At 76.1% G+C, this 20,524-nt stretch carries 13 protein-coding genes; 8 read left to right on the forward strand and 5 right to left on the reverse strand.

All coding sequences use genetic code 11. The annotated features are described in order from the left end of the window. Positions 1 to 60 precede the first annotated feature (60 nt). Both ACN9M0_RS03655 and ACN9M0_RS03660 read left to right on the forward strand, forming a co-directional pair. Entirely contained in the window at positions 61 to 1,176 is a 1,116-nt protein-coding gene (locus ACN9M0_RS03655) for an N-acetylglucosamine kinase (RefSeq protein WP_426403095.1), read from the forward strand. A gap of 50 nt (positions 1,177 to 1,226) precedes the next feature. Beyond that, positions 1,227 to 2,150, forward strand: coding sequence for a sirohydrochlorin chelatase (locus tag ACN9M0_RS03660; RefSeq protein ID WP_366035417.1), 924 nt, complete (start codon positions 1,227 to 1,229; stop codon positions 2,148 to 2,150). Between the two features lie 114 nt (positions 2,151 to 2,264). Here the strand turns inward: ACN9M0_RS03660 and ACN9M0_RS03665 are convergent, their stop codons facing one another. The 3 genes from ACN9M0_RS03665 to ACN9M0_RS03675 form a co-directional block, all read right to left on the reverse strand. Further along, positions 2,265 to 3,320 carry a lactonase family protein gene (locus ACN9M0_RS03665; protein WP_426403096.1) on the reverse strand — a complete coding sequence of 352 codons (1,056 nt, stop codon included), beginning with the start codon at positions 3,318 to 3,320 and terminating at the stop codon, positions 2,265 to 2,267. A 108-nt stretch (positions 3,321 to 3,428) separates the two neighbouring features. Then, entirely contained in the window at positions 3,429 to 4,928 is a 1,500-nt protein-coding gene (locus ACN9M0_RS03670; protein ID WP_426405276.1) for an FUSC family protein, read from the reverse strand. 268 nt (positions 4,929 to 5,196) lie between these two features. After that, positions 5,197 to 7,377 (reverse strand): PAS domain-containing protein, encoded by a 2,181-nt coding sequence (locus tag ACN9M0_RS03675; RefSeq protein WP_426403097.1) that lies wholly within the window; start codon positions 7,375 to 7,377, stop codon positions 5,197 to 5,199. Between the two features lie 182 nt (positions 7,378 to 7,559). On the opposite strand from ACN9M0_RS03675, the gene ACN9M0_RS03680 reads away from it, so the two are divergent. From ACN9M0_RS03680 to ACN9M0_RS03695, 4 genes are all read left to right on the forward strand, one after another. Further along, positions 7,560 to 8,039, forward strand: a complete 480-nt coding sequence (locus ACN9M0_RS03680) for an Lrp/AsnC family transcriptional regulator (protein WP_399695626.1) — start codon at positions 7,560 to 7,562, stop codon at positions 8,037 to 8,039. A gap of 277 nt (positions 8,040 to 8,316) precedes the next feature. Then, complete coding sequence (locus tag ACN9M0_RS03685; protein ID WP_366035421.1) at positions 8,317 to 8,712, forward strand: TOBE domain-containing protein; 396 nt, start codon at positions 8,317 to 8,319, stop codon at positions 8,710 to 8,712. 134 nt (positions 8,713 to 8,846) lie between these two features. Continuing rightward, positions 8,847 to 10,847: an ABC transporter permease gene (locus tag ACN9M0_RS03690; RefSeq protein WP_426403098.1), complete on the forward strand. Its 2,001-nt coding sequence runs from the start codon at positions 8,847 to 8,849 to the stop codon at positions 10,845 to 10,847. Positions 10,848 to 10,952: 105 nt separating this feature from the next. Continuing rightward, the gene (locus ACN9M0_RS03695) at positions 10,953 to 11,570 is read left to right on the forward strand and encodes a DinB family protein (RefSeq protein WP_399695630.1); all 618 of its coding nucleotides are present in this window, start codon (positions 10,953 to 10,955) and stop codon (positions 11,568 to 11,570) included. A gap of 6 nt (positions 11,571 to 11,576) precedes the next feature. Here the strand turns inward: ACN9M0_RS03695 and ACN9M0_RS03700 are convergent, their stop codons facing one another. Continuing rightward, positions 11,577 to 13,637, reverse strand: coding sequence for a SpoIIE family protein phosphatase (locus ACN9M0_RS03700; protein ID WP_366035424.1), 2,061 nt, complete (start codon positions 13,635 to 13,637; stop codon positions 11,577 to 11,579). 323 nt (positions 13,638 to 13,960) lie between these two features. Here ACN9M0_RS03700 and ACN9M0_RS03705 point away from each other — a divergent pair, with 323 nt between their 5' ends. Beyond that, positions 13,961 to 15,691: a hypothetical protein gene (locus ACN9M0_RS03705; protein ID WP_426403099.1), complete on the forward strand. Its 1,731-nt coding sequence runs from the start codon at positions 13,961 to 13,963 to the stop codon at positions 15,689 to 15,691. A gap of 53 nt (positions 15,692 to 15,744) precedes the next feature. Further along, complete coding sequence (locus ACN9M0_RS03710) at positions 15,745 to 17,505, forward strand: protein kinase domain-containing protein (RefSeq protein ID WP_426405277.1); 1,761 nt, start codon at positions 15,745 to 15,747, stop codon at positions 17,503 to 17,505. On the opposite strand, the gene ACN9M0_RS03715 is transcribed toward ACN9M0_RS03710, so the two are convergent. Beyond that, the gene (locus ACN9M0_RS03715; protein ID WP_426403100.1) at positions 17,487 to 20,438 is read right to left on the reverse strand and encodes an AAA family ATPase; all 2,952 of its coding nucleotides are present in this window, start codon (positions 20,436 to 20,438) and stop codon (positions 17,487 to 17,489) included. The two genes, ACN9M0_RS03710 and ACN9M0_RS03715, sit on opposite strands and share 19 nt — an antisense overlap. Positions 20,439 to 20,524 lie beyond the last annotated feature (86 nt).

Consider the following 20,524-nt stretch of genomic DNA (forward strand, 5'->3'; position numbering starts at 1 on the left):
GCCTCCTAGACTGCCGAGCACCTTTCCGACTGCCCGTGAGGACGGTGTGTCGTGGTCTCCGTGAGCGAAGCCGCATCAGGTGTCGTCGTGGGCGTCGACTCGGGGGGTTCGGGGCTGAGGATCGCGCTCGCCGACGCGGCCACCGGTGCCGTCCTGGAGACCGTCGTCTCGCGCGAGCCGGTGCGGACGGGGCCGGGCGGGATCTCCGCGGCGCACTTCCTGGAGCAGGTCCTGCCGGCCGTCGCCGCACTGCGGCGGCCGGACGGGGCGCGGCCGGTCGCCGCCGTGGCCGTGGGCGCCGCCGGGATGGCGACCCTCGGGGACGAACTGCGGGCCGAACTGCCGGGCGCCTTCGCCGATGCCTGGGGCGTGCGCCGCCTCGCGCTCGCGGCCGACGCGGTCACGGCGTACGCCGGGGCGCTCGGGCAGCGACCGGGCGTCGTCGTCGCGGGCGGTACGGGGCTGATCGCGCTCGGCACGGATCTGACGTCCTGGCGGCGGGCCGACGGCTGGGGACACCTCCTCGGGGACTGCGGCAGCGGCGCCTGGATCGGCCGGGCGGGCCTGGAGGCGGCGATGCGCGCGCACGACGGGCGGCGCGGGGGGTCGGCGGCGCTCCTGGCCCGGGCCGAGAAGCTCTTCGGACCGGCGTCCGGACTGCCGGGCGTGCTCTACCCGCGTACGGACCGGCCCGCGGTGCTCGCCTCCTTCGCCCCCGAGGTGGCGCACTGCGCCGCGGGGGACCCCGTGGCGGCCGGCATCCTCGCGCGGGCCGGCGCGCACATCGCCGAGGCTGCCGAGGCAGCGTGCCCGGCGGAGCCGGGTGCTCAGGTGGCCCTCACCGGGGGGCTCTTCAAGATGGGCGAGTCCCTGCTCGCACCGCTGCGGACCGCCCTCGCAGAGCTGGTTCCGCGGGCCCGGACCGTGGAGCCGGCGGGAGATCCGCTCGCCGGGGCGGTCACCCTCGCCTCCGCACTCGCCGCGGGCACCCTGCGCCTGCCGGAAGACCCGGCGCTGCTCCGCCTGTTCGGCGTCGGAGCACACCAGGCAGTCCCTTCCGCCCAGGTGGGGGGCGGTGCGCCGGGCCGGGACGAGGCCCGGCCGGGGCGGGGACGAAAGGGAAACGGAATGGACGCCGCCGCCGAGAGCGGACATACGGGGGCAGAAGGCGCGTGACCGCACCTCAGCCAACGGTGCGGCGGGCGAAACCAGTAGCATGCGGCGCCATGAGCTCCCCCACTGGGCCTGCTTCCGGCCTGCCTGTACGAATGCCTCGACCCCGCCAGTCCGGGCGGCACCGTCGCCCCGAACCCGCGGCGGCGCCCGAGGGCGCTCCCGCGCTGGTTCTCGCCGTGCCCGGCGCGCCGTCCGCCGCCATACGCTCGCTGGCCGAAGAGGTCGTGAGCATCGCCCGTTCCGAGCTGCCCGGCCTGGAGGCCGCGATCGGCTTCCTGGAGGGCGACGACACCGAGTACGCCTCGCTCGCCTCCGTCCTGACGGCGGCCGCCACGCTGCGCACCGAGCGGTACGAGCTGGCCCTGGCCGCCGGCCGCGAGGCCACCGCCCCGACGGGCCCGGCCGCGGTCGTCGTCCCGCTGCTCGCGGGCCCGGACAGCGCCCACATGCGCCAGGTCCGCCAGGGCCTGATGGACGGCGGCAACACCGCTGAGCTGACCGACGTGCTCGGCCCGCACCCGCTGCTCGCCGAGGCGCTGCACGTGCGCCTCTCCGAGGCCGGTCTGGCCCGCGCCGACCGCGCCCGCCTCTTCACGGTCGCGACGGCCGCCGACGGCATCATCCTGGCCACGGTCGGCGGCGAGGAGGCCGTGCAGGCCGCCGGCATCACCGGCATGCTGCTCGCCGCGCGCCTCGCCGTCCCGGTGATGGCCGCCGCGCTCGACCAGGAGGGTTCCATCGCCTCCGTGGCCGAGCAGCTGCGCGCCGCCGGTGCGGAGCAGCTGGCCCTCGCCCCGTACCTGATCGGCCCCGAGCTGGCCGACGGTCTCCTCGACGAGGCGTCGAAGGAGGCCGGGTGCGCCGCCGCCGAACCGCTGGGCGCCTACCCGGCCATCGGCAAGCTGGTGCTCTCGCAGTACACGGCCGCGCTCGGCATCCCGCCGCAGCAGCCGCAGGGCGCGCCCTCGCTCTGAGGCCCGCTCTGAGGCCCTGGGTGGCCCACGACCTCGTGTCGTACGGAAGGGCCCGCTCCGGAATCGTCCGGTGCGGGCCCTTCGTCGTGCCCTCCCCCGAACTCCCCGGAGGCCTCAGCCGAAGACCACGCAGGAGGCCGCCGGGGCCTCGATCGCGCCCGCGCGCGACGGGATTCCGGTCTCCGGGTCGAGGGTGAACCAGGTGACGTCGCCGGAGCGCTCGTTCGCCGCGTACAGGCGCCGCCCGGACGGGTCGAGGGCGAGGTCGCGGGGCCAGGTGCCGCCGCAGGGCACCGTGGCGACGAGACCGGCCCCGGCGCCGTCCGCGTCGAGGGCGAGCACGGCGAGGGTGTCGTCGCCGCGCACTGCGGCCCAGAGGAAGCGGCCGTCGGGGGCGACGACCACCTCGGAGGGGTAGCTGGGGCCGGTGGCGCCCCCGGGGACGACGCGGGTCTCGCCGAGCGGTTCGAGCACGCCCTTCGCCGCGTCCCAGCGGCAGACGGTGAGGATGGGCTCCAGCTCGTTCAGGACGTACGCGTGCGTACCGGCCGGGTGGAAGGCGAGGTGGCGGGGCCCGGTGCCCGGGCGCAGCGTGGTCTCGCCGTGGAGGGTGAGCTCCCCGGTCGCGGGGTCGAGGGCGCAGATCCGTACGGAGTCGGTGCCGAGGTCCACGCTCACGACCCAGCGGCCGCTGGGGTCGGGGAGCACCTGGTGGGCGTGCGGGCGGCTCTGGCGGTCGGCGACGGGACCGCTGCCCTCGTGCCGCAGGACCGCCGTGGCGGGGCGGGCGGTGCCGTCCCCGGCCAGCGGCAGGGCGGTGACGCTGCCGGAGGTGTAGTTGGCGGTGAGGAGGTGGCCGGCGGCGAGGGCCAGGTGGGTGGGGCCCGCGCCGTCGACGGGGACGGGGGCACCGAGCGGCCGGGGTGCGGGTCCGGTGACGTCGAAGGCGGCCACGGCGCCCGCCTCGGTCTCGGACACGGCATGGAGCACGGGGCCGGCGAGGGCGAGGAAGGAGGGGTCGGGGACGGCGTCGCTGCCGCCGGTCACGGTCAGCGCGCCCGTCTCCGCGTCCACGTCGGCGGCGAGGACGCCGCGTCCGCCCCCCGAGGTGAAGGAGCCGATGTACGCCCGCACCCCGCTCCGGCCCTGAACCGCCCCTGTGCCGCCCACGGCGCCTCCCCTGTCCCCGGGACCGGTCGGGTCGACCGGCCGTCTCCTCGGGCCGACGGTAGCAGGCGGTCTAGACCAAAGGGAGGAGCCAGTGCGGAGCCCAGAGATTCAGGAGCGGACCAGCAGGGAGCCCGGCGGCGTGCGCAGCGGTTCGTCCAGCGCGGCGAGGAGCTTCTCCAGACCGCTGACGTGGCCGAGCGCGCCCTGACCGGCGGCCGGGGCGACCGCGACGGACGGCACCCCGTCAGCGGAGTCCCGGCCGCCGTGCGGCGACGTCAGCCGCTCCACGGCCGCCTCGACGCGCCAGCAGGCCGCGGCGAGCCGGGCGTCGTGGCTCGCGGCCGGATCGGCCGCCACCGCGGTGAGTCCCCGAACCTCCTCCGCGCACTCGTCGAGGAGCGCCAGGACCTGGCGGGCACGGGCCTTCCGGCCCCGGAAGGGGCTCAGCGGGTGGACGAGGGGCGCGAGGGACAGGCGTACGCGTCCGAGCAGCAGTTCCAGTTCGGCGGCGTGGGGCGTCGGGTCGGCGTCCGGTTCGCCGGACAGCCGGCGCAGGGAGGCGGAGGTGGCCGCGCGCACGCCCTGAAGGGCCCGCTGGATCCAGGCGTCGTTGATCGCGTGGGTGGTGACCGGGAGGATCAGGAGCACGGCGAGCGCGGCGGAGACGGCACCGACGGCGGTCTCCTCGAAGCGCAGGACGAGCAGCGCCGGGTCCAGCAAGCCGAGGAGTCCGTAGAGCAGACCGGCCATGACCGTGACGGCCAGCATCATCCAGCTGTACGAGACGGGCGCGGCGTAGAAGATCCCGAAGACGCACAGCGCGACCAGGACGGCCGTGGGCGCCGGGGCGCCGTGCAGCGGGATGGCGACGACCATGCCGACGGCGATGCCGATCACCGTGCCGAGGACCCGGCGGAAGCCCCGTACGAGCGTCTCGCCCCGCGACACCGTGTTCACGAAGATCCACCAGGTCGTGCCGACGGCCCAGTACCAGCGGTCCTCGGACAGCACCTGGCCGATGCCGAGCGCCACGGCGCAGGCGGCCGCGGCCTGCACGGCCTGCCGGGTGGTCACGCGGGAGAGGCCGGAGCCGGGCAGCGGGGCCGGTGCGGCGGCGGGGGGCGTACGGCGCTCCAGCGGCCACAGGACGAAGCGCACCGCGGCGGCCGCCGCCAGGGCGATGCCGACGGCGGCGTAGAGCTCGGGGAGCTGGCCCGGCACGGCGTGCAGGAACTGGGTGGTGAAGAAGTTCATGAAGGCGAAGATCCCCAGCGCGTGGCCGCGCGGGCCCCAGCGGCGGGCGTAGACGCCGCAGAAGACGACCGCGAGGAAGGCGAGGTCCCTGAGCAGGGTCAGGTCGTGCAGCGCGGTGGCCACGGCGAGTACGGGGAACCCGGCGGCCGGCAGGAGCAGGGTCGTCCCGGCCTGGGCGCGGACGGTGGCGTCGGTCACGGTGAACAGCGCGAGCAGCGCGGCGAGGCCGCCGGTGATGGAAGCGGTCAGCGAGAGCCCGGCGAGCTCCGCCAGCGCGACGGCGAGCGCGATGCCGATCACGGCCCGCAGCGAGTTCTTCAACCTGACGCGCCCCGGATCCGGCGCCACGAACATCCTCTTCACGGCGGTCAGCCGCCCCCTTGTCTTGCCTTCCGTCCTGCCGCGCGGCGTCCCGGGGTGGTGGGAGCACGCGGACACGACGAAGGCGCCGCGGTCCGGACCGGCCTCGTCGCCGCCCCGGCGCTGCGCGGCGCCGAAAGTACCTGGATAGGACAAGGAAACCATCCGGGTGCCGCCGGCTCAACTCGACACCGGTCCGATGAGCCATTGGCCCAGTGGATCGGCCCGGGTCCGGGCCACTCGCGGACCAACGGACCACTCCTCAGGTGCCGCCCCCGCCCACCTCGGCCCAGACGGTCTTGCCGTCGTCGGTGTAGCGCACGCCCCAGTTGTCCGAGAGGGAGGCGCAGATCAGCAGGCCGCGGCCACCCTCGTCGACGGCTTTGGCATGGCGGAGGTGGGGTGCGGCCTGTCCGGCGTCGCTCACCTCGCAGGTGAGGGACGGGCCGTCGGCGATGAGGCGGAGGGTGACCGGGGCGGCGCCGTACCGGAGGGCGTTGGTGACGAGCTCGCTGACGACGAGCGTGACCGTGAACGGGTCGGCGGGGTGGTTCCACCGCTTGAGGCGCTCCTCGACGTGGGCCCGTGCGGTGGCCACGGCGGACAGGTCGTGCGGGACCTCCCACTCGGCGAGCTCGTCCGTCGGGAGTCGGCGGGTGCGGGCGAGGAGCAGGACCCGGTCGGGGGCGAGGAGCCGTTCCACGTCGTCGGCCATCGCCTCCGGGTCGCGCTGCGGGTGGGCCAGGGCCGCCATGAGCTCCTCCGTCCGGGGCCCGTCGCCGCGGGACGCCAGGCAGAGCGTGCTGCCCTCGGGCGGGAAGAGCGTGGCGCAGGCGAACGGCGGGCCTTCGCCGCCGAGGAGGGGCCCGTCGTCGAGCGGGTGAGGGTCCGCCGATCCGTCGGGGTGGACGACGACGAGCAGCGAGGCGCCGGCGCGCGCGATGTCGAGCCGCCCGTCGACGGGGTCGTGGACGGCGATCGTGCAGCCGGCGGTGGGGTGGAGGCCCGCGGGCGCCGCCTCGGGGGCCGCGGCGGACGGTGGCTCCGGGAGCTCGGCGGCGAGCGGGGCTACTGACATCGGGGCGGCGGACAGAGGGGTGGGGGCAGGCGGGTCGGCGGAGAGGGGGTCCGCGGCGAGGGTTCCCGCCACGGCCATGTCCTCGCGTTCCGCGGCGAGCCGGAGGGTGGTCGCGTGGAGGCGGGCGAGGAGTTCGTGCGGGTCGAGGTCGAGCGTGGTGAGGCTGTGGACGGCGGTCCGCAGACGGCTCATGGTGGCGACCGCGCCCGGCCCCGGGGCCTCGACCTGTCCCACGACGAGGGCCACCCGCGCGCCCGGCAGCGGGATCACGTCGCACCAGGAGCCGGCGCCGCTGCCACCGGGCCGGTGGCGGCGGGCGACGTCGACGGCGCTCTGGGTGGCCTCCTCCTTGGGCGGTGGCCAGCTCTGCAGCGCGGTCATGACGATGTGTTCGCGGGTGTACCGGAGCGCGTTCTCCAGGCAGGTCGCCGTGCGGGCCGCGACCCCGTCGGCGAGGGCGAGGTCGTCGGGGCCGTACGGTGCGGAGGCGTCGGAACGCCGGAAGGCGACCGCGCCGAAGATCTGCCCGCGTACGGTCAGGGGCACCACGAGGCGCCTCGCCCGGTCGTCGCTCGTCGCCTCCGGAGGGAAGGGGCGGGCGGCCGTCGGCAGCCGGTCCCCGAAGATCCCCGGCAGCAGGAGGGCACCGGCCTCCGGTACCCGCGGTCCGGACTCCGTCCTGCCGGTGGCGGTGCACCGCAGCAGCGGGACCGTGTTCCGTGACTGGAGGGCCGGATCCTGCCCCCGGAGGACGGCGTCGGTGAGGGCGACCACGACGGAGTCGGCGAAGGCCGGCACGGTGACGTCGACGAGCTCCCGGGCGGTGCGCTCCACGTCGAGGGTGGTGCCGATCCGCTCGCGGGCGTCGCGGAGGAGCCGCAGCCGGGCCCGCGCCCGTTCACGGTCGGTGACGTCGGTGCTGGTGACGACCACGCCGAGGACCTTGCCCGCGCCGTCCTGGAGGCGGTGCACGGAGGCGGAGAAGACGTGCTCGACGTGCTCGGCGCCGGGCGCATGCCCGACGACGAGCCAGTCGGTCGAGGAACGGCCCGTGGCGAGGACCTCGCGCAGGACGGCCTCGTCGACGCGGACACCCGCGAACGAGGCGTACGCCTCGACCGCACGCATGCCGAGGACGCGTTCGGCGGGGATGCCGTGGAGTCCGGCGGCGACGGTGTTCACACGCACGACGCGCAGGTCCGTGTCGAGCACGTGCAGTCCGACGTCGGACTGGGTGAAGACCGCGTCCAGGACGGCGTCGCCCCAGGTGCCGGCGTCGGCGCCGGAGGCGGCGGTCACCCAGAGTCCGGCGTCGTGGCCGCCGCCGGGCCCGGTCTCCTCGTCCTGTTCACGGTCCGCGTTCACTCGTCGCTCCCGCCGGGAAGCACGGCACGCGCGGCCGCGCCTCAGCCGGTCCGACGAGCCTGCCCCAGATCCGCCCGTCCCGCGAACGGAGAGCCCGTCCCGCCGCACCGGATCACGGAGCCCGCCGCCCCCGTGGGTACAGTCGGAAATCGGACGAGTGGGGGCGAAGGAGGCGGCGGCGCATGGCGGTGGACGAGCTCGACACGCGCATCCTGCGGCTGCTGATCGAGCAGCCGAGGACGAGCGTGCGCGAGTACGCGCGGATCCTGGGGGTGGCGCGGGGCACCGTGCAGGCGAGGATCGACCGGCTGGAGCGGGACGGGGTGATCACGGCGACCGGGCCGGTCCTCTCCCCCGCCGCCCTCGGGCACCCGGTGCTCGCCTTCGTGCACGTCGAGGTGACCCAGGGGCATCTCGACGAGGTCGGCGACGCGCTCGCGGGGGTGCCGGAGATCGTCGAGGCCTTCTCCATCACCGGCGGCGGCGATCTCCTGACCCGGGTGGTGGCCCGGGACGCCGGGCACCTGGAGGACGTCATCCAGCGGCTGATCCAGCTGCCCGGGGTGGTCCGCACCCGCACCGAGATCGCGCTGCGCGAGCGGGTGGCGCACCGGCTGCTGCCGCTGGTCGAGGCCGTCGGCCGGGGTTCGGGAACGGCCTGAGCCGCTGGTCGAGGCCGCCGGCCGGCATTCGGGAACGGCCTGAGCCGCTGGTCGAGGCCGCCGGCCGGCGTTCGGGGACGACCTGAGCCGCTGGTCGAGGCCGCCGGCCGGCGTTCGGGGACGACCTGAGCCGCTGGTCGAGGCCGTCGGCCGGCGTTACGGGTACAACCCGAGAGTCGCTGCCCCCTTGGGTATTCATCCAAGCGAGCTGGCAGATGCCATGAGAAGACCCTTGATCGCTTGCAGATGAGATCCCGTACGGCCTAACGTGGCCGCCATGCAGTCCTACACCATCGGTCAGGCGGCACGCCTGCTCGGCGTCAGCCCCGACACGGCACGCCGCTGGGCCGACGCGGGCCGGGTCACGACCCACCGCGACGAGAACGGCCGGCGTCTCGTCGACGGCCGCGATCTGGCCGCCTTCTCCATCGAGGTCGGGCAGAGCGCGCCCGGGGACGAGGAGGGGTCGTACACCTCGGCCCGCAACGCCTTCCCCGGCATCGTGACCGCCGTCAAGCTCGGCGACGTCGCCGCCCAGGTCGAGATCCAGGCCGGTCCGCACCGGCTCGTCTCGCTGCTCACCCGCGAGGCGGTGGAGGAGCTGGGCCTCGAGGTCGGCATGCAGGCCACCGCTCGCGTGAAGTCGACCAGCGTGCACATCGACCGGACCTGATTCTCTCCGGGACACGCGCCTCCGGAAGGTGACTTCCGCAGGGCCGTGGTCCCGGAGCCGTCGGTGGGGGCTGTCCGCGTCCGGGGGGACGGACAGCCCCCACACCGCCTTTCCGAGCACTCCTGGAACGAACGATGAAACGCCTTCAGGGCCGGACCTCCGGTCGCGGGCCGCGCACCCCGCTGCTCCTCGCCGTGCCCGCGCTGCTCGCCGTCGCGTTCCTGCTGCTTCCGCTCCTCGGAGTCCTGCTCCGCACGGAGTGGGGCTCGTTCGGAGCGCATCTGACGAGTCCCGGCACCGTCGAGGCCCTCAAGCTGTCCCTGCTCGTCTCCTTCTGGGCGCTCGGCCTGTCGCTGCTGCTCGGTGTGCCGCTCGCCTGGCTGCTGGCCCGGGTGCCGTTCCGGGGCAAGGCGATCGTCAGGTCGCTCGTCCTGCTGCCCATGGTGCTGCCGCCGACGGTCGGCGGTGTGGCGCTGCTGCTCGCGTTCGGGCGGCGCGGCGTCGTCGGCCCCTGGCTGGAGAGCACCTTCGGGGTGACCCTGCCCTTCCACACCTCGGGCGCGGTGGTCGCCGCGACGTTCGTGGCCATGCCGTTCCTGGTCATCAGCCTGGAGGGCGCGCTGGGTGGTCTCCGGCCGCGGTACGAGGAGACGGCGGCGTCCCTGGGTGCCTCGCCGGTGCGGGTGTTCTTCACCGTCACGCTGCCGATGGTCGCCCCGGGTCTGCTCGCCGGGGCCGCGCTCACCTGGGCGCGGGCGCTGGGCGAGTTCGGTGCGACGATCACCTTCGCCGGGAACCTGCCCGGCACCACCCAGACGCTGCCGCTCCAGGTCTATCTCCTGCTCCAGGACGAGCCGGAGGCGGCGACCTCCGTGTCGCTGCTGCTTCTCGCGATCGCGATGGCGGTACTGGTCGCCCTGCGGGGCCGTTGGACGGGCGCCCCGTCCGGCGGCCGGGCCCGGGCCGTGTCCGTGGCACCGGCCGAGGAACCTGCCGTTCCAGGGGCCGGCACCCAGGCCGCTCCCGTCGAGGCCCTGCCGGGAGCGCACGGCGGGCCCGGGGCGCCGGCCGTCGGGGCCCTGCCCGGCGAGGACGCCGGCCGCTGGGCGTTGCACGCCGACGTCACCGGTTTCACCGAGCTGACCCTGGACGCCGAGCCCGGCACCACGGTCGCCGTCGTCGGCCCCAACGGCGCGGGCAAGACCACTCTGCTCCGCGCCCTTCTCGGCCTCACCCCCCGCGCCCACGCCGCGCTCCGGCTCGGCGACGCCGATGTCACGGAGCTGCCCCCGCACCGGCGCCGGGTGGCGTGGGTCCCGCAGGACGGTGCCCTCTTTCCCCATCTGTCGGCGCTCGCCAACACCGCGTACGGCCTCCGGGCCCGCGGAGTGCCGCGCGCAGAGGCGCGGCGCGAGGCGCAGGCCTGGCTCGACCGGCTCACGGTCGGGCACCTCGCCCACCGCCGTCCGGCCGAGCTGTCCGGCGGCCAGGCCCAGCGCGTCGCCCTGGCCCGCGCGCTCGCCGCCCGTCCCCGGCTGCTGCTGCTCGACGAGCCGCTCGCGGCCCTCGACCAGACGACCCGGGCCCACGTCCGGCACACCCTGCGCAGCCACCTCGCCGGCTTCGGAGGGGTGTGCCTCATCGTGACCCACGACCCCGTCGAGGCCGTGTCCCTCGCCGACCGGGTCCTCGTCCTGCAGGACGGGCACACCCTTCAGGACGCCTCTCCCGCCGAGGTCTCGCGGCACCCCCGCTCTCCCTGGGTGGCGCGGATGCTCGGCCGGAACGCGTGGCCCGGCACCGGCTCCGCCCAGGGGCTCGCCCTGGACGGGGGCGGCACCCTGATCACCGCCGAGCAGCCGCCGGCCGGCACCCCGGCGCTGGCGATCATCGCGCCCGAGGCCGTGGCCGTGCACCGCGAGAAGCCGGGGGGCAGCCCCCGTAACGTCTGGCCCGGGACCGTACGGGAGATCACCGCGAGCGGCAGCCGGCTGCGGGTCCTCGTCACCTCCGACGCCGCCCCCGACCTCGTCGCCGAGATCACCCCGCAGGCCGCCGCCGATCTGGGCCTCGCGGACGGGGTGCCGGTGTGGACGGGCGTCAAGGCGACCGAGGTGACCGTCGTACCGCTGTGAGGACCCCTCCTCAACGGCCCTGCCGGGAAAGGAAATTCGGGGGCGCCGGGCGGAGTCCTGTGGCAGGGTACGACGGCCCTGTCCCCGTGTGATCCGGAGCGTCCCGTGACCCTGCCCGAGCGGCTCGTGCCCCTCCTCGACCAGTTCGACTTCGCCCGGCGGCGGCTCACGGACCGGATGGCGGGACCGGTGATGGACAGCGGCAACGGTACGGACGTCGAGGTCGGTCCCATGACCGACGCGGAGTACCTCTGGGAGCCCGCGCCCGGCTGCTGGTCCGTCCGGCGTCACGCCGACGGGCCGGGACCGCGCGCGGCCCTCCTGGTGGGCGCCGGCCACTGGGGCCGGGACACGACGCCGCCGCCGCACCCCACGCCGCCGCCGTTCACGACGATCGCCTGGCGCCTGAACCACCTCTCCGAGATGCTCGCGCTGCGCGCCGACCACACGAACGGCAGCCGGAGCCTGACCCGCGACGACTTCCCGGTCACCGGGGACGTCGCCACCGCCCTCCCGGCCTTCGACGCCGCCGCGACGGCCTGGCGCGAGGCGCTGCTGTCCGCCGACGACAAGGCGCTCGACACCGTGGGCCACTGCACCTACCCGCACGGCAGCGACGCGGAGAACCCCTTCCTGGAGATCGTCTGGTGGGTGAACCAGGAGCTCCTGCACCACGGCGCGGAGATCGCCCTCCTCCGCGACCTCCACCGGCTCCGCGCGTAGCGGGGTTCAGCGGGTGGTCCGGGCGAGGAGCATCGCCACGTCGTCCTGCGCGGACCCCGCGAGGAGCCGCCCGATGACCTCGTCGCACAGCGTGTCCAGGGGCCGGTCGAGCGGCCGCAGGGCCTCGGCGAGCTGCCGCATGCCCTGGTCGAGGTCCCGGTCGCGGGCCTCGATGAGACCGTCCGTGTAGAGGACGAGGAGTCCGCCCCCGGGCAGGGCGACCTCCTCCGTACCGAAGTCGTGGGCTCCGGTGCCCAGCGGCGTCCCGGGCGGTCCGTCGAGGAAGGTGATGGTGCCGTCCGGGGTGGCGACGGCCGGCGGCGGATGGCCCGCGCGGGCGATGACCCAGCCGCCGGTGGCGGGGTCGTGGACCGCGTAGACGCACGTCGCCATCTCGTCCTCGCCGAGGTCGGCCACGACGGCGTCCAGGGAGCTGAGCATGCGGTCCGGGGCGATGTCGTGGCGGGCCAGGGTCCGTACTGCGGTGCGCAGTTGGCCCATGACGGCCGCCGCGTGGATGCCGTGGCCCATCACGTCGCCGATGACGAGACCCGTCCTGCCGCCGGGCAGCGCGATGACGTCGAACCAGTCGCCGCCGACGTCGTGGGAGCTCGCCGGGAGGTAGCGGCCCGTGAGTTCGAGGCCGGTGACGTCGGGCAGCGCGTTGTTGGTGAGGCTGCGCTGCAGGGTGAGGGCGGCCTCGCGCTGGGTGGTGTAGAGGCGGGCGTTGTCGATGTTGAGGGCGGCGCGGGCGACGACCTCGTCGATGAGGACGCAGTCCTCCGCGTCGAAGGGCTCGCGGGTCCGCAGCCGGGTCACCGTGATCGCCCCGAGCACCTGCCCCCGGGCCACCAGGGGGACGAGCCGCGCCGAACCGATGCGGGTGGCGAGGTAGCTGCGGAGCGCCTCGGTGCGCGGATCGGTGAAGAGCTCCGGGATGTCCGAGGTGTAGAGGTTCGTGGGCCGTCCCCGGACGACCACCTGCTCGTACACCGAGTCGAGCGGGATCTGGAAGGTCTGGCCCGGGGCGAGGAGCGCCGTCGGGGCGGTCGGGTCGGGGAAGCGGGCCGCGAGCCGCCGCAGCACACCGCGGGTGGAGGCGACCGGGTCGTCGGGTTCGAGGACGGACTCCAGCATCTGCACGTCGGCCGAGTCGGCGAGCTGGGGCACGAGGAAGCGGACGGCCTCCTCCGCCGTCTGCTTCAGGTCCAGGGTGGTGCCGATCCGGGCACCCGCCTCGGCGAGGAGCGCGAAGCGGTGGCGGGCCCGCTCGACCTCGATGTGCGCCTCCTGGCTCTCGGTGATGTCGACGAGGGAGGCGATGAGCCCGAGCGGCCGCCGTTCGGCGCGGTCGACGAGCGGGGCGTACGAGCAGGACCAGATGTGGTCGCGGTCGGGGTCGGCGGGGGTACGGCCGACCCGGCGGGCGTCCACCACGGCCGTACCGCTCTCCAGGACCTGGCGCATGAGGGATTCGAGCCCGGCGGCGTTGACGCCGGGCACGACCTCGGTGAGGCGGTGGCCCACGTGCCGGGCGGCCGAGACGCCGTTCATCCGGGCCAGGGCGTCGTTGACGCGCAGGAAGCGCAGGTCGGGACCGAGCAGGGCGAGCCCTATGGGCGACTGGGTGAAGAGGCTCTCCATCGCCGCCAGGTTCTCCCGCATCCGCAGGACCTCGGAAGTCTCCACGGCGATGAGCATCGCCCCCGGTCGCCCCTCCGGGTCGGCGGCCGGGACGATCCACATCTCCATGGTGACGGTGTGGCCGTCGCGGTGGCGGACGGGCAGCGTGCCGACCATGGTCTCGCCCGCCTGGACCCGGTGCGTGAGCCGGTCGGCGAGCTCGCGGTTGGCGTCGGGGACGAGGAGCGGGGTCGCGAGCCTCCCGAGCACGTGCTCGGGCCGGTGACCGAGGAGGTCCTGCGCGGCGAGCGACCACTCGACGATGCGGCCCTCGGCGTCCTCCCGCCAGAGGGCGATCGGCAGCAGCTCGCGGAGCACGCCCGCATCCCCGACGGCCGCCCGGGGCGGCTGCGGAACCCTGCTCGACGACTGATGAGTCTCCAACGCATCGACCTACGCATCGGCCTGGCCCCAGGGGGCGCAATACCTACCGAATCACCCTAGCCGAGGAGCTGACGGCGGGCGCTGCGCAGTGCGGCCGATCGGTACGCCGCCGGAGCCCCGTCCCGGTCTCCTCGGTACGCCACCGAGGGCCCCGCCCCGGTCGGTGCGGACCTCGCCGGGCCTGGCACGGGGGTGCCGGTGAAGGTTCCGTAGTTCTACGGATGTGCGGGCCGGTGCGGGGCTGCGAGAGTCGGTCCGACCTCTGTGTACCTCTGTGTACGGGCGTCCCCGCCCCCCGCCTCCTCTCTCCCGGAGCAGCCCGCATGAGCAGCCGCTCGCCCGACGAGTACCGCCTCGGCGTGCCTCCGCACGGCCGGGGGTCCGGCGACCGGGGCTCCGGCGCGGGCGACGAGCGGGAGGACGCGTACGAGCTGCTCCACCGGGCCCGGCGGTACACCGCCGAAGGCCACCCCTCGGCCGGCGGTGCCTGGGAACGGGCGGCGACGGCCCTGCGGCGCGCCGGCGGCTCCCTCACTCCGGGCGACCACGCCGACGCCCTGGACGCGACCGCGCTCGACTGCCGGGGCCGGGCCCGGGCGGCGGCGGGCCCGCTCTTCTCCCTCGCCGCCGACCGGCACGAACGGGCAGGCCGGGGCGGCAAGGCGCTGGTCTCGCGGGCGCGGGCCCTGCTCAGCGGCCCGGAACCGGGGGCGACGGTCTGCGCCGGGCTCGCGGAACTGGGCGAGCGGGCGACCGCGCTGCACGCCGTCGGGCGGGCCACCACCGCCGAGACCGCCACGGTGCTGCTGCTCCGCTGCCGGGCCCGCGCGGACCTGCTCGACACCGGCCCCGACCCGTTCACCGAGGCCACCGCGCTGCGGGCGGAGCTGGCACGGCTGATCGCCTTCGCCGCGCCGCACCGGGAGGCGCCCGCCGTTCTCGGCGCGCTCGCCGAGGCCCGTGCGCTGCTCGGCCGCGTCACCGCGCCCGACGACCCGGCCGCCGCCCTCGCCCAGCTGCGGGCCGCGGTGGCGGACCACCACGCCGGGGGCCGGACGTGGCCCGCCATCGAGAGCGAGCTCCTCCTCGCCGGGATGCTCCGCGCCGCGGGCGCCCACCAGGAGGCGGCCGCACGGCTCCGTAGCGCCCTCGGCGCGACGGCCCCCGCTCCTCGACCCGCCCCGCCGCTCCGTGGTGCCGACCGGGCACGGCTCTGTCTCGCGCTGGCACGGACGGTCGCCGGGGCCGCTGTCGGGTCGGCCGGGCACGACGGCGGACCCGCTGACGACGAGGACGTGCACGACCGCGGGCCGGTCGGGGGCGAGGTGGTCGCGCTTCTCGGGGAGGCCGTCCGGCACGCCGACGCGGTGGCCGGTGACCGGCAGTTGAGTACGCTCGCGCGCCTGGCGCTCGGCATCGCGCAGGCGGAGCACGGCCGTTGGCGCCCGGCCGCCGCCGTTCTGGAGCAGACCCTCTCCGGGCTCGCCGAGGACGACGACGGCGACGACGGCGACGGCGACGAGACGGCGCGTGTACGGGCCAGGGCCTGGCTCGCGTACTGCGCGCTGCGTCTCGGCGAACCCGCCCGGGCTGCACGGGAGTTCGCGTGCGCGGCGGCCGAGGTCCGGCGGTGGGACGACCGGCGCCACGGCGCGGCCCTCAGCCGGCTCACGGCGCACGCGCTGGGCGCGGCCGGGTCGCCGGAGAAGGCGGCCCGTGCCTGCGAGCGGGCGGCCGACCTGTGGCGGTCCGTCGGCGACCACGCCGCCACGGCACGCTCCCTGCGCGCCCGGGCCCGGCACGTACGGGAGGTGTGGGGCGCGGACGCCGCCGAGGTGGTCGTGGAGGAGGCCCTGCGGGAGGCCCGGCGCGGGCTGCCCGGCGGCGGTGACACGGGCGCGGGCGGCGCCCGGACGTGGTTGCGCCGCCTCCCGGAGCCGTACGGGCCCGGGCGCTACCAGACGAACGTGTACGGCGAGGTGGGCGGGGCCGGGCCGCCCGGCCTGCGACGCCCCGAGGAGCAGAGTGTGACCCGAGTACAGGGGTGCGTGTGAGCAGAGTGATCGACGGCCGTTTCGAGCTGCTTGAGCGGCTGGGCGGCGGCGGGATGGGAACGGTGTGGCGCGCCCGCGACCTGGCCCTCCACCGTGACGTGGCGCTCAAGGAGGTGCGCCCGCCGGACCCCGCGATGGCCGAGTACGACGTCGAGGGCGCCAGGACCCTGCGGGCGCGCGTGCTCCGCGAGGCACGTGCCCTGGCCAGGATCGACCACCCCAACGTGGTGACGATCCATCACATCGTGGACGCGGGAGAAGGAACCTACCCGTGGCTCGTGATGGAGCTGGTCACCGGCGGCTCCCTCCAGGACCGGCTCGACCGGGGGACGATGACGCCGGCCGAGGCCGCCGCGCTCGGCCGCGAACTGCTGTCCGCCCTGCGCGCCGCCCACGAGCGGGACATCGAGCACCGGGACGTGAAGCCCGCCAACGTCCTGCTGCGTCCGGACGGGCGTCCGGTGCTCACCGACTTCGGCATCGCGGCGATCCGCGAGTCCACCGTCCTGACGGCCTCGGGTTCGATCATCGGCTCACCGGACTACATGGCACCGGAGCGGATCCGGGGCGGCACGACCGGCCCGGCCGCCGACCTCTGGTCGCTCGCCATGCTCCTGTACGTGGCGGTGGAGGGCCACCACCCGCTGCGCAGGGAGAACACCCTGGCCACCCTCGCCGCCGTCCTCTCCGACGACGTGCCTCCTCCCGTACGGGCCGGTGCGCTGACCGACGTACTGACCCGGCTGCTCGTACGGGACCCTGCCACCCGGCCGGACACGGACGAACTCGACCGCGCGCTGGCGGCCGTCGTGGCGGAGAATCCGGTGGCCGAGAGCCCCGTGGCCCAGAGCCCGGTGGCCCAGAGCCCGGTGGCCCAGAGCCCGGTGGCCGAGGGGGCGGTGGCCGAGGGGGCGGTGGACTCCGGAGGCGGGGAGACGACGTCGTTCCGGCTGGCGCCGCCGACCACCGCTCCGGTGGGGGCCGCGTCGACGGGTCCCGATCCGGTGGGAGCCGCGCTGACAGGTTCCCATCCGGTGGGGGCGCCACCGACAGGCCCCGATCCGGTGGGAGCCGCGCCGGTGGGGCCGGTGGGGCCGGTGGGGCCGGTGGGGACCGCTGCGGTGGGGGCCGGTCCCGTGCCCTCCGGTGTACGGCGTCGGCGGGGGCGCGTCGGCCGGTTCCTCGCGTCGGCCGCCGTGGTGGCGCTCGCCGTCGGCATCCCCGTGGCCGCGATGAGCTGGGAGTGGCGCCCCGCCGACCCGGGCAGCGGGCCGAGCACCGCTCCGCCCTCGCAGCAGGGCCCGGCCGCGCGGCGGCCCGCGTCGTCGTCCGCGCCCGCGAAGGAGACGGCTCCGGAGAAGCTCGACCTGCTGACGGCGAAGGGGGTCCGGACCGCCGTGGCCGCCGTCAAGGCGGCCTCGGGCGGGGCGAAGGTCACCGGTTTCGTCGTGTACCCCGACTACGCGGTGGCCGAGTCGCTGGTCAAGGGCAGTACGAAGCGCTACGACCGGTACGTGTACCGGGGCGGTGACGTGGCCGTCCGGGAGGGGCCCGGCGGCACCGCCTTCCCGGGCTCCGTCCCGGCGGACCTGGACGCGTTCTCGTGGGACGCGCTGCCGGCGCTCATGAAGCGCGCGGACAAGGAGCTGGGCGTCGACGAGCCGACCAGCCGCTATCTCGTCCTCACCCCGGGCTCGACCATGCTCGGGAGCGAGGCGGGGCTGAGCGTCTACCTGTCCGACACGTACGGCGTGGCCTATCTGAAGGCAGACAGGAAGGGCCGGGTGACCGCCACCTATCCCCGCAAGGACTGACCGCCCGCCGTCCCGTCCCTGACCACCAGCGAGGCCAGTCCCGCCCGGGTCTCCACGCCCGTCTTGCGGTAGACCCGGGCGACATGGCTCTCGACCGTGCGGGGGCTCAGGCAGAGCCGGTCGGCGACCGCCTGGGTGGTGAGCCCCTCGGCCACCAGGGCCGATATCTCCCGCTCGCGCGGGGTGAGGACGGCGAGCCGGCCGCCGGTGCCGTCGCCTCGGGGCGGTACGGGCCGGGTGCGGTCGGCCAGGTCGACCAGCATGCGGGCGCCGCCCTGGGAGGCCAGCCGTCGGCCTCGTCGCCACACGGCGGCGGCCTGCGGCCCGTCGCCCGAGGCCTGGAGCTGGGGGACGGCGAGGAGCAGGCTGTGGGCCTCCCGCAGGGTCGCGCCGGAGCTCACGCTGTCCCTGGCCGCCTCCGTGAACGCCCGGGCGGCGGCAGCCGGTTCACCCCGGTGGGCCAGCACCCGCCCCCAGGCGCGGTGCGCGGCACCGCGCTGGACGGGCAGGCCCAGCGGCTCCGCCTCCGCGCGGGCCCGGCGGGCGGCCCGCTCGGCCTCCGGGAGGTCCCCCGCGGCGAGGGCCGCGCCGGTGAGGACTTCGAGATAGCCGGGGCGCAGGGAGGGCTGGAGCCGGGAGAGGTTCCGGTCGCCCCCCGCGCGCACGAGCACCTCCCGCACCCGGTGGGGGTCCCGGTCGAGCGGGACCGCGTGGGCGAGCATGCAGCGGGCTTGGGTGGCCCACCAGCCTTCGGCGGTCCCGACGGTCGCCGCGGCCTCTTCCGCGGCGGCCCGGACCTCGGGATCGCCGAGCGGCCGGGCGTGGAGGAGCACGGTGGCCCGGATCGCCCCACTGAAGCCGATGAGTTCGGCGCCGCCGAGGGTGCGGGCCACCGCGAGGGACTCCTCGGCCTGGTCGAGCGCGGTGCCGACCCTGCCGGTCAGCAGGTGGACGTACGCCGAGCAGAGCAGGAGTTGCGAGAGGGCGAAGGGGCGTCCGGCGCGGCGGGCCATCGCGATGCCGCGGGTGGCGTGCCGCTCGGCCGTCCCGTACCGCTCCAGGAAGGCCTCGCTCCAGCCGAGGCGCACCAACGACTCGGCGTGGTCGGCCAGTCGGCCGTCGGTGAAGGCGTCGGTGAGGGCCGCGGCCTCGGTGGCGTGCGCACGGGCGGCGGCGGTCTCGCCCTCGTACACCTCACCGAGGGCGGACAGGCTCAGGACCTCGGCCGTCCCGGCGTCGTCGCGCCGCCGCCGGGCCTCGTCGAGGTTCGCTGCGACCACGCGGCGGACCTCGGGGTAGCGGGCGGCGAACAGGGCGCGGCAGCCCCACTCGACGACGAGCCAGTTCCTCAGGTCCGGCCGGGGGCCGGGGGTGCGCTCCAGTTCGCGGCGGAGCAGGGCGTCCGCCTCGGGGTAGCGGCCGAGGTGACGCTCCATGAACGCGCAGAGCAGCACGGCCGAGGTCCGCAGCTCCTCGTCCTGCGGTCCTCCCTCGCCCTGGCTGCCGTCGATGAGGTGGTGGAGGAGGTCCCGGCTCTCCGCGACGCGCCCCGCCGAGCCGAGGGCGCGGGCCCGCCGGAGCGTCAGTTCGCGTCGGGTGCTGTGGTGTTCGGGCGCGTCGGGCAGCAGGCCGAGCACGGCACCCAGCCAGTCGGCGGCGCGCGCGGGGTCGGCGGCCCCGATCCGCTCGGCGGCCTCGGCCAGCTCGGCGGCGGTGGCCGGGTCCCAGGCGGTCGCGGCCCGGACGAGGTGCGGAGCGCGCTCGGTCACGGGCGCCCCGGCCGCGGCGAGCGCCGCCGCGGCCCGCCGGTGCAGCTCCCGCCGGTGCCACGGGTCGAGCGCGCCGAGGAGCAGCTCGGGCAGCGCGGGATGCCGCAGGAGGACACGGCCGTCCGGGCCGGCGCGGACGAGATCGCGGCGCGCCAACTCCCGCAGCGCCTCACCGACCACCTCCCCGGTCGCGGGACGGTGCCCGTCCCGGGTGACGGTCGTGAGCAGTTCGGGTGTCGCGCGGTCGCCGAGCACGGCGATCGCCTCGACGGCCGACCGCTCCGCCCGGCCGAGCGGGGCGAGTTCGTCGAGCAGGGTGGCCACCGGTCCGGTGGCCGGCGCCTCGCCCCTGCACGTGCGGGCGAGCGCGAGAGCCCGGTAGTAGAGCGGGTTCCCTCGGCTGGCCGCGTGGATCTCCCGCGCCAGCTCGGGCGGGAGCCCGGCGGCGAGCCCCCCGGCGCAGTCCTCGGGCGTCAGCGGGGCGAGCTTCAGCCTCGCGAGGGACCCGGCGTCCTCGGCGCGCGCGAGGGCGGAGGCCAGAGCGGGCGGGGTCTGGCGCTCGCGCCGGGCCAGGACGAGGAGGACGGGCGCCCTCGTCGGGTGCCGGAGGAGATGGTCCACGAGGGCGACGGACGCGGGATCCGCACTCTGGAGGTCGTCGAGCACCAGCACGAGCCCGGGTGCCGGAACCCGGCCCAGCGCCGCCGCGATCCGCCGCACCCGCGCGCCCCACCCGGCGGCGACCGGTGACGACTCGACGAGCTCCGCGAGTCCGGCCAGGTCCGGAGCGGTGGCGCGGTCGAGGTGGTCCAGGTCGGCGAAGGCGTCCACGAAGGGCTCGAAGGGGGTGCCGTCCGCCACGGCCTGGCCCGCCCTGCCGCGCAGGACCGTCGCCCCGCGCCGCCGGGCCCGTACGGCGAACTCGGTGAGCAGACGGGTCTTGCCGATGCCCGGCTCGCCCGTGACGTCCACGGCCGCCGGCCCCGCGCCGCCGCTCCGGGCGCGCAGCAGCGCGTCGAGCCGGTCGAGTTCCCGGTCCCGCCCGCCCAAAGGCGCCCGCCCGGCCGAGGGCATGGACGCGTGGTCGCCCGAGGGCATGGACGCGCTGTCGGCCGAGGGCATGTGCGGGCTGTCGGTCAACCCCAGGTCCGCGAATGTGTCCATGTGCCGTCCCCCTGTGCCGCTCCTGTCCCCGCTCTCAGTTGTACGGCACGCCACCGACAACGCCTTCAGCCGGTGCCGAGGACCTT

It is taken from the genome of Streptomyces sp. R-07, from assembly GCF_049913175.1.
Taxonomy (GTDB): domain Bacteria; phylum Actinomycetota; class Actinomycetes; order Streptomycetales; family Streptomycetaceae; genus Streptomyces.

Excerpts from the sequence above, each read along its gene's own strand:
- ACN9M0_RS03670 (WP_426405276.1), bottom strand. The coding sequence starts at position 4,928 with ATGTTCGTGGCGCCGGATCCGGGGCGCGTCAGGTTGAAGAACTCGCTG.
- ACN9M0_RS03715 (WP_426403100.1), bottom strand. The coding sequence starts at position 20,438 with ATGGACACATTCGCGGACCTGGGGTTGACCGACAGCCCGCACATGCCC.
- ACN9M0_RS03690 (WP_426403098.1), top strand. The coding sequence starts at position 8,847 with ATGAAACGCCTTCAGGGCCGGACCTCCGGTCGCGGGCCGCGCACCCCG.
- ACN9M0_RS03705 (WP_426403099.1), top strand. The coding sequence starts at position 13,961 with ATGAGCAGCCGCTCGCCCGACGAGTACCGCCTCGGCGTGCCTCCGCAC.
- ACN9M0_RS03680 (WP_399695626.1), top strand. The coding sequence starts at position 7,560 with ATGGCGGTGGACGAGCTCGACACGCGCATCCTGCGGCTGCTGATCGAG.
- ACN9M0_RS03660 (WP_366035417.1), top strand. The coding sequence starts at position 1,227 with ATGAGCTCCCCCACTGGGCCTGCTTCCGGCCTGCCTGTACGAATGCCT.
- ACN9M0_RS03685 (WP_366035421.1), top strand. The coding sequence starts at position 8,317 with ATGCAGTCCTACACCATCGGTCAGGCGGCACGCCTGCTCGGCGTCAGC.
- ACN9M0_RS03710 (WP_426405277.1), top strand. The coding sequence starts at position 15,745 with ATGGGAACGGTGTGGCGCGCCCGCGACCTGGCCCTCCACCGTGACGTG.